Origin of the sequence: Cupriavidus taiwanensis, assembly GCF_900250075.1 — a bacterium.
Classification (GTDB): domain Bacteria; phylum Pseudomonadota; class Gammaproteobacteria; order Burkholderiales; family Burkholderiaceae; genus Cupriavidus; species Cupriavidus taiwanensis_C.
This window is the reverse complement of record NZ_LT977070.1, coordinates 188,570-200,929: the sequence shown is the minus strand read 5'-3', so window position 1 is coordinate 200,929 and position 12,360 is coordinate 188,570. Positions and strand designations below refer to the sequence as shown.

The following is a 12,360-nucleotide window of genomic DNA, read 5'->3' as shown; positions in this document are numbered from 1 at the left end:
ACATTGGCGTCCGGTCCCGGAACGCTGCGGTGGGGTTAAGAGGGGAAGTATGGCAACCATCCTCGTAGTCGATGACGAAATGGGAATCCGGGAGCTGCTCTCGGAGATCCTCAGCGACGAAGGCCATGTGGTCGAACTCGCGGAAAACGCGCAACAGGCGCGCGATTACCGTGCGGCGGGCACGCCCGATCTCGTGCTGCTCGATATCTGGATGCCCGATACCGATGGCGTCACGCTGCTCAAGGAGTGGTCCGCGCAGGGACAGCTGACCATGCCCGTGATCATGATGTCGGGCCACGCCACCATCGATACCGCGGTCGAGGCCACCAAGATCGGCGCGCTCAATTTCCTGGAAAAGCCGATCGCGCTGCAGAAGCTGCTGTCCGCGGTGGAGCAGGGCCTGGCCCGCGGCATCGAACGCCCGCGCAGCACCACCACGGCCGCCGCCGCACCCGCCACCGCGCCGACCGCGGAGCCAGGCACGGCCGCCGCCACGCCCGAGGCCACTGCCGAAGCCGCACCCAACGGCAACCCGGCGCGCGTGCCCGAAGCCGAGATGCAGTTCTCGTTCGACATGCCGCTGCGCGAAGCGCGCGACCTGTTCGAGCGCGCCTATTTCGAATACCACCTGCTGCGCGAACACGGCAGCATGACCCGCGTGGCCGAGAAGACCGGCCTGGAGCGTACCCACCTGTACCGCAAGCTCAAGCAGCTCGGCGTCGAGCTGGGCCGCAACAAGCCAGAGCCGGCCGAACACTGAGGCAGTGCCCTACATGACGCTTGACTGGCCCAAAAAGACCAGTTATAGTTTCGCTTCTTTGGCCCGGTAGCTCAGTCGGTAGAGCAGAGGATTGAAAATCCTTGTGTCGGCGGTTCGATTCCGTCCCAGGCCACCAGAACAGGAAAGCCCGGCTCTTGCAGCCGGGCTTTTTGCATTGGGCGGTCAGTCAGTGTGGCTGCCATGCCGCCCGCGCTGTCGCCGACGCGGCGCAACAGCCAATCCAGAAGTAAAAATCTTCTACTTGGCAGCCGATCCATGTCTCTCTAGGATGCCCTGACGCACCGCCACCAGGCGGGACGGGCCGGCCGGCCAAGCCGCATTGCAACGCGCAGCCATAACGCGGATACCCCGGCCCCGCGCCGATACTTTCTTACCGGGGGTTGGATGGACACACTGATCGGGACGGACAAGCACTGGCCGCCGCAGACCGCGGCCGGCGAGCGTGGCTTGTGGAAGAGCACCGTGGCGGCGGCCAGCCAGGCGCTGGGGGCGGCGGGGCGGATGCAGCAGGCGGTGTCGCAGACGCTGAAGCTGCAGAACAAGATCCGCGCGCTGCGCGACGAGCTGCATCAGATGGAAGCCGAGCGCGACGTCTACCGCGAGCTGCACGCGCGCACGGTGGAAGAGCTGCACCAGGCCATCGACCGCAGCCCGGCGGAGATCAAGAGGCTGCGCGCCGAGGCCGAGGCCATGCAGGTGCGCCATCGCGCCTACAAGCTGCTGGTGCAGCACTACATGCGCATCGGCACGCCGATCGATCCGGCTGTGTTTGCCGAGCAGCGCAGCCGCGTGCAGCAGCACATCCTGTTCCAGCGCCGCAAGGGCATCCCGGTGGCGAATATCGTGGTCGAGGATATTGCCTTCCTGTTGCGCTGAATGGCGCTGAACGGCGCGATTCGAAACCCGGCGTCAGCACACAACATCGCCAGCGCGCATTGACGCGCCCGGGCCGCGGCGGAACACTGTCGCGACCGCGCGCGCAGCCGCTGCGCCGCGGCGTTGCCCTGCTCGGGGCCACGACCTGCCACCGTTCGAGGCGTCGTCTCAGGCGACGTTGTCTACCTTGTTGCTGCGCGCTGTCCCCATCGTTTCCGCTACTGGTCCTGATAAAAGTCCACGGGCGTGCCTTGCTCCCGCCCATGCTTCGCGCCGCTGCGACGGCGCAGCGCAGCGATGAGTACGCTGGCGCGCCGCCTGGTGGCGGAAGGACTCGGCACCGCGCTGCTGGTGGCGATCGTGGTCGGCTCGGGCATTCGTGCCGAGCGCCTCGCCGCCGGCGATACCGCGCTCGCGCTGCTGGCTAACTCGCTCGCCACCGGCGCCGGGCTGGTGGCCTTGCTGGTGTCGCTCGGGCCGGTCTCGGGCGGGCATTTCAACCCGGTGGTGAGCCTGTCGGCCCTGGTGCAGGGCGCGCTGGCGCCGCGCGACGCCCTGCGCTATGTGCTGATGCAGCTGACGGGCGGCGTCTGCGGCGTGCTCGCGGCGCACGCCATGTTCGGCGAGCCGGCACTGGCATGGTCGGCGCAGAGCCGCACCGGCGCGTCGATGTGGTGGAGCGAGTTCGTGGCCACCTTCGGCCTGGTCGGCGTGGGCATCGGCACGCTGCGCAGCCGCCCGCAGCTGGTGCCGTTCGTGGTGGCCGGATATATCACCGCGGGCTACTGGTTCACGTCGTCGACCTCGTTCGCCAATCCCGCGCTGACGCTGGCCTGCGCGCTGACCGATACCTTCACCGGGATCCGGCCGCAGGACGTGCCGGGTTTCATGCTGGCGCAGATCGGCGGCGGGCTGGCGGCCACGCTGCTGTTCCACTGGCTGTTTCGCAAACCCGCCGCGGTGACCTCGGCTCCGGTCAGGGTGACTAGCGGCGCAACTACCAGCGCCGATTGAGCTGCACGCCGAAGATCGAGCCGCTCGGCTGCGACGCCCATGCGTCGGCCGGCGCGGTGTAGCCGATGCCATCCACATCGCTGGCGCGGCTGTAGGTGTAGAAAGCGCGCAGGTTGGCATTGCCGGCCGACTTGCCCAGCGTCAGCGTCGGCGCCACCGTCAGCGCGGTGCGCTGGCCGCTGACGCCGAAGCCGGACGAGATCTGGTCGTGCGACACCTCGAAGTTAAGCCGGAACTGGCTGCTGGCGACGTACGCGGGACGCAGGCGCGTGGTGGTCCATTGCAGCGTGCCGACTGGCGAACGGTCGAACTGCAGGCTCTGCTCGACCGCGCCGCTCAGCCCCCAGCGGCTCTTCCATTCGATGGAATCGGCCACCCGCGTGCGCGACAGCGACGGTCCCATGCCGGTATAGCCGGTCATGGCGTTGCGTGAACCCGAGCCGAACTGCACCCCCAGCCGGTTGGTGCCGAACAGCACGCCTTTCTGCTCGTGCAGCGCCGACGCCCACCACGCCCCGCCCGAGTCTTCCACCAGCGGCTGGGCTTCCACCCGCGTGAAGCCGAGCTGGACCGAGCCCTGTTCATTGGTGGGGATCGGCGCGGTGCGCAGCGAGTGGTAGCTGGGCAGGTTCTGGCCGTTCGAGTCGGCGCGGGCGGTGTACTGGTAGCTCAGGCCGATATCGCCGATCAGCCTGGCGTTGTCCACGCCGAAGCGCATCGCCGTCGAATTGGGCGGCAACAGCCCGGATGACATCAGGAACGGCGCGTTGTCGCGCCGGCCGGCCCACATGGTGGCGCCGTCCAGCACCGCCAGCCCGCTCACCGCCGTATAGAACTGCGGCACCAGCGCATAGGGATCGATCGCCGCCGGGCGGCCATTGACGGTGGTGGCATCCGTGCCGCGCGCCTGCGCGATCAGCATCACCTGGGCGCCGCCGTCGAGGTCCAGCACCGACTCGCGGATCCGGACCTCGCCCGCGCTGCGGCAGGCCAGCCCGCTGCCGATGCCGGTGGACAGCGCGCCACCGGGGCAGGCGCGCATGGTGGACGGGCGATCCTCGACCGCGGCGCGTCCGCTGTAGCTCAGGCGCCACACGGACTCGCCCGCCGGGTCATCGGCGGGCAGCTGGGAATGCAATACCGGCGGCGCGTCCGACGGCGTGCCGGCGTCCGCCGCGCCTTGAGCCGGGGCAGGGCGCGCCTCGGCCTGGAACTCGCCAAGCCTGGGCGGGAACAGCACCAGCGGCGGTGGCGGCAGGGCCGGGGGTTCGGGTGGGCCGACCATGTCGGGTTCGACCGGCGGCAGGGCCGCGGCGACGCTGGTGTCCGCCGAAGCGGGTACGGTGACGCCCGCCGCGGGCGCCGCTTCGCCGGCGATCAGCGCGGCGAGCGGATCCTCGGCGGTGACCGGCGCGGGGGGTTGCGCGGTTTCGGCGGTCGCCGCTGCCAGCGCTGGGGCGGGTGCCGCCGCTGACGCAGTGACGGTTGCCGGCACCGCTCGCCGCGGCGCGATGCGCGGCGGCCGCAAGGCTGCCGCGGATTCGTCAGCGCTCGTCACCGGAGCGCTGGTCTGCGCGCATGCCACCAGACCCCAGGCGGCCAGCACGGCAAAGCCGACGCGGCGCAGCGGCACGCGACGGCCTGCGCAAGCGCCAGGCGGCTTCAGGGGGGGTCGACGAGAACAAGCAGGCAATTGGTACGGCAACGGGGCGATTCAGCGGGCAACCACGATATCCGGCAGGCAGGGCTCCGGAGGCGGGACTGTTTTTTATCAGCCGAGACCATTTGACCGCAAGCCGGGTTACAAAATCCATCACACCGTGCGGCGTCTCACAATACGAAAAACAGCGGAAATGACGCAATCGACTAGCGAAAACCCGCACTTGCGCGGGGCCCCGTGCCGAAAGGGCCACCGCTATAATCGGCTGGCTTGGTGCGACACGCATTCTCGTGTCCGGGTAGCTCCAACGTAAGGAGCATCGACCTTGTCGAGACAAGGGGAGGGCTTCGGCCTGAACCGTCCAATCTCGACCATTACTTGCTTAGACGAACCCGGCCGAACAGCTAGGGGGAGTCCGATGTGTTGTGAGGAAGCCGGAACAGTGGCCAACTTGCAGCTTGCTTTTTGCTGGATGGATTTCCAGCCATTGCCCAAGGGCGGGGACGCTCGCCTTTGGGCGAGTTCTCTGTAGGCATCCCCCTAACGGAGGGTGTATGCGGTCAAACAGCGGAGATTCCGTTGTATCGCCGCAACATAGCATTCAAACCGTTCTGGATAGAACGGCGCTACGTTCTTTGGGACGGCAGCCAGCGCTCGCAAGAGTGACCGATGCCGTCAAGCGCTCGCTTGCATAGGAGCACAGTGGTAGGTAAGTGAGGTCCCGGAGCGGTAGCTCTGTGCATTATGGTTCGGTCGGATATGCCCGAAAGGGTTACACGATAGAGAACCTGCTATGCGACTAGCAGTAGCCTAGGGAGACATGCGTCACTGGTAACGGTGGGGTGTGAAGCTCTCCTGACAATGTAGCCCCCGAAAGGGTGCCATCAGGTCGCGAGACAGGATGGTGGAGGCTCCGAGCAGCAACGGGGTTGAGGCGCTAGGCTGACTGGTATGGGTAACGTAAGTGAACTGCTGATAAACGTCGTAACGATTGAGATGCCAAAGCTGCTGCTAGGCATTAACCAAAAGGTGTGTGGTCGGTTGTCCTACTCAAGCCTTGGGACACGTCGCCACGATGACCACCGGCGGAAAGGCAGACCCTAACCCAGTCGTGTAATGCGCAGGGAACGTGGTAAGCCCGTATGGCTGCCGGAGCGCAGTTTGGCTCAGGCAGGCGAACCGCAAGGAACGCTGTTGGCTGTGCGGGTATGGGAGGTTGGAAAAAGCGAATGCCGGGCTGTAATGGTCCGGATAGGGGTTGAGACATCATCCCACGCGAAAGCGGGCAGACTTCCAACTGGTCAATCGTCGCAGGACGGCTGACTGATCTCGCTTGTTTAAATTTCATCCCTTGAGGGGCAACACGTCCCTCAAGGGGCGTGCTGTCTCTTGATGTTGGGGGAGATCCTCAAGATAGGAGAGCAGCATGGAAGCATTGATCCGCAAGGATGAATCTGCGCTCTCCGGCGTGCCGCAAACCTGGGGCGCCATTAATTGGCGCCGCGTGGAGCGGAACGTTCGAGAAATGCAGATTCGAATTGCGAAGGCGACACAGGAAGGGGACTGGCGTAGGGTGAAAGCCCTGCAACGGTCTCTGACCCGCTCGTTCTCCGCCAAAGCACTGGCGGTACGACGAGTGACGATGAACCAAGGTAAGCGAACGGCAGGCGTCGATCGCGAAAAGTGGACAACGCCTGAAGCCCGGTGGGAAGCCATTGGGAGGTTGAAGCGCCGGGGGTACAGACCTTTGCCATTACGGAGGGTTTTCATCCCCAAGGCCAATGGGAAGGAGCGCCCTCTGGGCATTCCAACCATGTTGGACCGAGCCATGCAAGCGCTGTATTTGCTGGCGCTGGAACCGGTGTCCGAAGGAACGAGCGATCCGAACTCCTATGGGTTCAGGACCAACCGATCCACCGCGGATGCCATGTCCCAGCTGTTTGTTTCCCTATCTCAGAAGGCCTCGGCTCAATGGGTACTGGAAGCAGACATCAAAGGATGCTTTGACCATATCAGTCACGACTGGCTGGAGAGCAATGTCCCCATGGACAAAGCAATCCTGCGCAAGTGGTTGAAAGCTGGCGTGGTATTTCAGGGCCAGTTTCAGGCGACCGAAGCCGGAACACCGCAGGGAGGCATCATTTCCCCGACTCTGGCAAATGTGGCGCTGAACGGCTTGGAAACGCAACTCACCGAGTTCCTCAGAACGAAGTTGGGAGCGACCAAGGCGAAAAGGCTCAAAGTGAACGTTGTGCGTTATGCGGACGACTTCGTCATCACCGGTGATACGCCGGAGGTCCTAGAGGACGAAGTGAAGCCGTGGATAGAACAGTTCCTTGCAGTACGGGGGCTGTCGCTGTCTACGGAGAAAACGCGGATCGTCAGCATCACTGATGGCTTTGACTTCCTAGGGTGGAATTTCCGGAAGTACTCCGGAACCCTGCTCATAAAGCCAAGCAAGAAAAACGCGCAAGCGTTCTATCGCAAGGTAAAGGCGGTCATCAGCACCAACAAGACGGTGGAGCAGTCGGACTTAATTCGACTGTTAAACCCGATGCTACGGGGCTGGGCACAGTATCACAGTCCGGTGGTGGCGAAAGCGGTGTTCGCCCGCGTGGAGCATGAAATCTTCAATGCTCTGCGACGGTGGGCAAAGCGGCGACATCCACATAAGTCCGTCGAATGGGTGCGTAGGAAATACTTTGCGACCGTCGGCGAACGAAACTGGGTGTTTGGAACCAAGTTCGTGAGCGGCAACGGCAGTGTAGGCTGGACAGAACTGTATTCGCTTGCGGGTACGACTATCCGGCGGCACAAGAAGATTCGGGGGGACTACAATCCCTTCGATCCTACGCAGGAACGGTACGGCGAAAAGCTGCGACAGGAGCGAATGTTGGAAAACATGGCGCACCGGAAGCAGTGGATCAAGCTGTATCTATCCCAGCAAGGCTTGTGCGCAGTGTGTCAGTGCAAGATAACCAAGGAAACAGGATGGGAAGATCATCACATCGAACCTCGCATACGCGGGGGCTCCGATGCGCTAGGGAATCGCGTGCTGCTGCATCCGAACTGTCACAAGCAAGTGCATCACCAAGGTAGAACTGTTGTGAAGCCGGTGTCCGAAGGGGCATTTAGTTGAGACTCGAGCCGTATGCGGGGAAACTCGCACGTACGGTTCCTAGGGGGGGACAGGTCAGTAATGACCTTCGTCCCTACCCTACTCTTTCGGGTAAGACAGCCCTCGGCCGCGCGCGCGGGTCCAGCGCCGGGCATGCGGGGCACGCCGCCGTGCCCGTTCGCCACAGGCACAGCGCTGCGCAGGCTGCCGTACCCCGGCGGCCGGTGCGTCACGGTCCGGCGCGCGGCCTCATGCAAGCCGTGCGCCCGCATCCGAATCAATATCTATAAGAGGAGAAGTGGAGATGGAACGTCGTTCCTTTCTGTTGAAAGCGTCGGCCGTGGCTGCCACCGGGGCACTGGCCGCGTGCGGCAAGGGTGAAGAGAAGGCAGCGCCTGCCGCCGCCAGCGGCCCGGCCGCGCCGGCCGTAGTGGGCAGCAACCCCGCCGTGGAATGGCGCCTGGCCTCGAGCTTTCCCAAGTCGCTCGACACCATCTATGGCGGTGCCGAGCTGCTGTCGGCCCGCGTCAAGGAGCTGACCGACGGCAAATTCAACATCAAGGTCTTTGCCGCCGGTGAAATCGTGCCCGGCCTGCAGGTGCTGGACGCGGTGCAGAACAATACCGTGCAGATCGGCCACACCGCCGGCTACTACTACTTCGGCAAGAACCCGACGCTGTGCTTTGACACCACCATCCCGTTCGGCCTGACCGCACGCCAGCAGAACGCCTGGATGATGCAGGGCAACGGCATGAAGCTGATGCGCGAGTTCTTCAAGGAATACAACGTCGTCAACTTCCTGGGCGGCAACACCAACGCGCAGATGGGCGGCTGGTTCCGCAAGGAAATCAAGACCGTGGCCGACCTGCAGGGCCTGAAGTACCGCATCGCCGGGTTTGCCGGCGTGGTGCTGTCGCGCCTGGGCGTGGTGCCGCAGCAGATTGCCGGCGGCGACATCTACCCCGCGCTGGAGAAGGGCACCATCGACGCGGCCGAGTGGGTGGGCCCGTACGATGACGAGAAGCTGGGCTTCTACAAGGTGGCGCCGTTCTACTACTACCCGGGCTGGTGGGAAGGCAGCGCGCAGCTGTCGTTCTACGCCTCGGCCAGCGAGTTCGAGAAGCTGCCGGCGCTGTACAAGCGCGCGCTTGAAACCGCCACCATCGAGGCGCACACCAACATGATGGCCAAGTACGACACGGTCAACCCGCAGGCGCTGGCGCGCCTGCTGGAAAACGGCGTCAAGCTGCGCCCGTTCTCCAAGGAGATCATGGAGGCCTGCTTCAAGGCGACCCAGGAGTCCTACGCCGACGAAACCGCGAAGAACCCGTCGTTCAAGAAGATCTACGACGACTGGCGCGTGTTCCGCAACAACCAGGCGGCCTGGTTCAACGTGGCCGAGCAGGGCTACGCCCAGTTCAGCTTCGCGCGCAAGCTGTAAGCCGCGTGGCGCCCGGGCAACCGGGCCTGCCGCAAAACCCCATGTTCCCCTGGGAGCATGGGGTTTTTTGTTGGCGGCGGCCGCACGCGGGGCGCGCCGGCGGGGATGGCGCGGCCCCGGTAGAATCGCCGGCATCGATCGGAAATCCCTATGCAACTCGGCATTCTCTACGCCCTGCTGGCCTACCTCATCTGGGGCCTGCTCCCGCTCTACATCAAGTCGCTTCCCGGCATCGCCCCGATGGAGATCCTGCTGCACCGGATGGTGTGGTCGCTGGTCTTCCTGGGGCTGATCCTGGCCTGGCGCCGCCAGTGGGCGTGGCTGGGCCAGGTGGTCAGGGACCGGCGCCTGTTGCTGTCGTTTGCCGCCAGCGCGGCGCTGCTGTGCGCCAACTGGTTCCTGTATATCTGGGCGGTGTCGGCCAACCGCGTGGTCGACGCCAGCCTGGGGTATTTCATCAATCCGCTGTTCAGCGTGCTGCTCGGCGTGGTGTTCCTGCATGAGCGCCTGCGCCGGGTGCAATGGCTGGCGATCGCGGTGGCGGCCGCTGGCGTGGCCTGGCTGACGGTGGCGGCCGGGCAGCTGCCGTGGATCGCGCTGGGCCTGGCCGCCAGCTTTGGCGGCTACGGGCTGCTGCGCAAGACCGGTGCGCTGGGCGCGCTGGAAGGGCTGTCGCTGGAAACGCTGCTGCTGTTCCCGCTGGCCGCGGCGGCGCTGGGCTGGCTGTTCGCCACCGGCCAGGACAGCTTTACCCACGCAGCGCCGGGTACGCAGTGGCTGCTGTTGCTGGCCGGGCCGGTGACGGCGGTGCCGCTGCTGTTCTTTGCCGCCGGCGCACGGCGCATTCCGCTGTCGCTGCTGGGGCTGCTGCAGTACACCGGTCCGACCCTGCAACTGCTGCTGGGCGTGTGGCTGTGGCACGAGCCGTTCCCGGCGCAGAAGCAGGTGGGCTACGCGCTGATCTGGCTGTCGCTGGCCTTGTATGCGGCCGAAGGACTGTGGATGAATGCGCGGCAGAAGCCCGCTGGCATCCAATCTATCAATGAGACGACCTGAAAATCGATATCAGCCATTTATCCCGTTGATAATCTGCGGATAGCCGCTCCGCATCCCGGCCCCCATGTCCGCCCCGCCTGACGCCACTGCCGCGGTCCAGCGCAAGATCATCCATTGCGACTGCGACTGCTTCTACGCCTCGGTCGAAATGCGCGACGACCCGTCGCTGCGCGGCCGGCCGATGGCCGTGGGCGGCGCGCCAGACCGGCGCGGGGTGATCGCCACCTGCAACTACGAGGCGCGTGCCTATGGCGTGCGCTCGGCGATGGCGTCGGCGCAGGCGCTCAAGCGCTGCCCGGACCTGCTGATCGTGCGCCCCGCGATGGACAAGTACCGCGAGGTCTCGCGCCGCATCTTCGCGATCTACCGCGAATACACCGCGCTGGTCGAGCCGCTGTCGCTGGACGAGGCCTACCTCGATGTCAGCCTGTGCACGCACCATGCCGGCAGCGCCACCCGCATCGCCGAAGAGATCCGCCAGCGCGTGCGCGAGGAAGTCGGGGTGACCGTATCGGCCGGCGTCGGCCCCAGCAAGTTCGTCGCCAAGATCGCCAGCGACTGGAACAAGCCCGACGGCCTGTTCGTGGTCCGGCCCGCCGCGGTCGATGCCTTTGTCGCCGCGCTGCCGGTCGAGCGCATCCATGGCGTGGGCAAGGTCACCGCGGCCAAGCTGCGCCGGCTGGGGGCCGAGACCTGCGGCGACCTGCGGCCGTGGTCGCCGGACCGCCTGCATCGCGAGTTCGGCGTGTTCGGGGCGCGGCTGTACAAGCTGTGCCGCGGCGTCGACGAGCGCGCGGTCACGCCCGAGCGCGAGCGCAAGTCGATCAGCGTGGAAGAGACCTATGCCGACGACCTGCCCGACCTGCAGGCCTGCCTGGCCGAGCTGGAACCGCTGATCGCCATGCTGGAGGCGCGCATCGCGCGCGCCCAGGCGCACGACACCATTGACAAGCTCACGGTAAAGCTGCGCTTCTCCGACTTCCGGCAGACCACGGTGGAATGCCGCGGCCATGCCCCGGACCGCGGCGTCTATGCACGGCTGCTGGCCGAGGGCCATGCGCGCCGGGGCTTGCCGGTGCGGCTGCTGGGGGTTGGGGTGGGCACGAGCGACCGGGATACCGCGCAGCTGGAGTTGTTCGATTGATCGCTGGTTTATTTACGTGATTTATCAGCAATGAAGAAATAAGCGCGGATCGATAATTCCCATCGATAAACCGGCTTACTGCAGGTCGTTGCGCATCACCAGCAACCACGGCATATGCGAGTTGGTGATCCCGTCGAGCCGACCCGAATCGCCCAGCTCGATCTCTTCCATCGATACCGATTGCTGGACGTTGCCGCCGATGGCCCGCACCACGCGCGCGGCCGGATCCACGGCGACCACGATGTCGCAATGCATCGGCGTGGTGCCGAAGCCGATCTCGGCGATGTCCTCGAGATAGCGGTCACGGCCGCGACCGGCGCAGATGATGTCGCCGGGGCGCGGCATCGCCGGCACGGGCTCGATACGGAACGCGGGGCGGGGCAGGATGCCGTCGCGGGCGTCGACCACGTACATCGAGTGCGACTGGCCGGTCAGGAACTGCCGCTCGTCCAGCCCCGCCTTGCGCAACACCCATGACACAAAGACCGCCGACCAGGCCCAGGCGCCCTGCGTGACCTGCCTGCAGCTGGGCGTTTCGCCGACGATGCCCCAGTAGCGGCGCGCCAGCGTGCAGCCCAGCGGCGTGGCCTCCATGCCGGTGCCGTCCGGAAACGACAGGCAGCTGGCTGCCGGCGGCGGGTTGCCGTTGGTCTTGGACTCGGTATCAGTGGTGGCCACGGCGGGCGCTGCGGCGTCGGTCGGGGACGCCAGCGGCAGCTCGGGAGGCAATTCCGGCGCCGGCACCGGGCTGTAGGTCACGCAAGAGGTGTCGTCGCGGCCCAGCCGCACCACCTGTCCGCCCCAGCGGGCCCATTCCTTGGTGGCGATCTCGACGATGCGCTCGCGCGGCGTGGCGCCCGGGCTCGTCACAGGCCGCTCGGTGTCCGGCAGCGCCCGCGCTTGCGGCCGGGCCGGTTCGATAACGGTGGTGCAGGCGCTCAGCAGCGCCAGCAGCGCGGCCGCGCCGGCGGCGCGCAGCGGCGCACGCGCCTGTGGAGAACGCTGTGGAATCGGCTGTGGAAAGCGTTGTGCATAACGCTGTGGAGATCTGCGGCGCTGCGGACGGGCAAACATGTTGGCCCCACATGGCACGGCGCCCGGCATGGCGAGTTCTGGCCAAGGCTGGACGCCTGTTGGAAGACTTGGCGCGCGATCGCCCAGGCGCGGAGCGGGCGATGCGGCGGATACTGCAGGATATTCAGCTCACGACTGTGGATAACGTCCCCCGCCTGGCGCGCGCCTGCGCCCTCGGGCACCGGGGCGGCGGCAT

General features: G+C 65.7%; 9 protein-coding genes and 1 tRNA gene. 8 read left to right on the top strand and 2 right to left on the bottom strand.

Features of this window, described 5'->3' with window-relative positions; all coding sequences use genetic code 11:
* Positions 1–49 precede the first annotated feature (49 nt).
* The 4 genes from CBM2588_RS00915 (at position 50) to CBM2588_RS00900 (ending at position 2,671) form a co-directional block, all read left to right on the top strand.
* Positions 50–760, top strand: coding sequence for a response regulator (locus CBM2588_RS00915; protein WP_115678963.1), 711 nt, complete (start codon positions 50–52; stop codon positions 758–760).
* Positions 761–820: 60 nt separating this feature from the next.
* Positions 821–896 (top strand) — tRNA-Phe (locus tag CBM2588_RS00910).
* Between the two features lie 269 nt (positions 897–1,165).
* The gene (locus tag CBM2588_RS00905) at positions 1,166–1,657 is read left to right on the top strand and encodes a hypothetical protein (protein WP_115678962.1); all 492 of its coding nucleotides are present in this window, start codon (positions 1,166–1,168) and stop codon (positions 1,655–1,657) included.
* Positions 1,658–1,954: 297 nt separating this feature from the next.
* Complete coding sequence (locus CBM2588_RS00900) at positions 1,955–2,671, top strand: aquaporin (protein ID WP_115678961.1); 717 nt, start codon at positions 1,955–1,957, stop codon at positions 2,669–2,671.
* Here the strand turns inward: CBM2588_RS00900 and CBM2588_RS00895 are convergent.
* Positions 2,655–4,304 carry a carbohydrate porin gene (locus tag CBM2588_RS00895; RefSeq protein WP_115678960.1) on the bottom strand — a complete coding sequence of 550 codons (1,650 nt, stop codon included), beginning with the start codon at positions 4,302–4,304 and terminating at the stop codon, positions 2,655–2,657. The two genes, CBM2588_RS00900 and CBM2588_RS00895, sit on opposite strands and share 17 nt — an antisense overlap.
* A gap of 1,453 nt (positions 4,305–5,757) precedes the next feature.
* On the opposite strand from CBM2588_RS00895, the gene ltrA reads away from it, so the two are divergent.
* From ltrA to dinB, 4 genes are all read left to right on the top strand, one after another.
* Positions 5,758–7,470: a group II intron reverse transcriptase/maturase gene (gene ltrA / locus CBM2588_RS00890; RefSeq protein ID WP_115678958.1), complete on the top strand. Its 1,713-nt coding sequence runs from the start codon at positions 5,758–5,760 to the stop codon at positions 7,468–7,470.
* Between the two features lie 283 nt (positions 7,471–7,753).
* On the top strand, positions 7,754–8,890 hold the full coding sequence (locus CBM2588_RS00885) for a TRAP transporter substrate-binding protein (RefSeq protein ID WP_115678957.1): 1,137 nt from the start codon (positions 7,754–7,756) through the stop codon (positions 8,888–8,890).
* A 150-nt stretch (positions 8,891–9,040) separates the two neighbouring features.
* Positions 9,041–9,946 (top strand): EamA family transporter RarD, encoded by a 906-nt coding sequence (gene rarD, locus CBM2588_RS00880; RefSeq protein ID WP_115678956.1) that lies wholly within the window; start codon positions 9,041–9,043, stop codon positions 9,944–9,946.
* 64 nt (positions 9,947–10,010) lie between these two features.
* Positions 10,011–11,090, top strand: a complete 1,080-nt coding sequence (gene dinB / locus CBM2588_RS00875) for a DNA polymerase IV (protein WP_115678955.1) — start codon at positions 10,011–10,013, stop codon at positions 11,088–11,090.
* A gap of 75 nt (positions 11,091–11,165) precedes the next feature.
* On the opposite strand, the gene CBM2588_RS00870 is transcribed toward dinB, so the two are convergent.
* Entirely contained in the window at positions 11,166–12,164 is a 999-nt protein-coding gene (locus tag CBM2588_RS00870; protein ID WP_115681346.1) for a DUF2272 domain-containing protein, read from the bottom strand.
* Positions 12,165–12,360 lie beyond the last annotated feature (196 nt).

What these genes read in the sequence shown, in the direction of transcription:
- CBM2588_RS00915 (WP_115678963.1), top strand. Translation starts at nt 50, where the DNA reads ATGGCAACCATCCTCGTAGTCGATGACGAAATGGGAATCCGGGAGCTG.
- CBM2588_RS00905 (WP_115678962.1), top strand. Translation starts at nt 1,166, where the DNA reads ATGGACACACTGATCGGGACGGACAAGCACTGGCCGCCGCAGACCGCG.
- CBM2588_RS00900 (WP_115678961.1), top strand. Translation starts at nt 1,955, where the DNA reads ATGAGTACGCTGGCGCGCCGCCTGGTGGCGGAAGGACTCGGCACCGCG.
- ltrA (WP_115678958.1), top strand. Translation starts at nt 5,758, where the DNA reads ATGGAAGCATTGATCCGCAAGGATGAATCTGCGCTCTCCGGCGTGCCG.
- CBM2588_RS00885 (WP_115678957.1), top strand. Translation starts at nt 7,754, where the DNA reads ATGGAACGTCGTTCCTTTCTGTTGAAAGCGTCGGCCGTGGCTGCCACC.
- rarD (WP_115678956.1), top strand. Translation starts at nt 9,041, where the DNA reads ATGCAACTCGGCATTCTCTACGCCCTGCTGGCCTACCTCATCTGGGGC.
- dinB (WP_115678955.1), top strand. Translation starts at nt 10,011, where the DNA reads ATGTCCGCCCCGCCTGACGCCACTGCCGCGGTCCAGCGCAAGATCATC.
- CBM2588_RS00870 (WP_115681346.1), bottom strand. Translation starts at nt 12,164, where the DNA reads ATGTTTGCCCGTCCGCAGCGCCGCAGATCTCCACAGCGTTATGCACAA.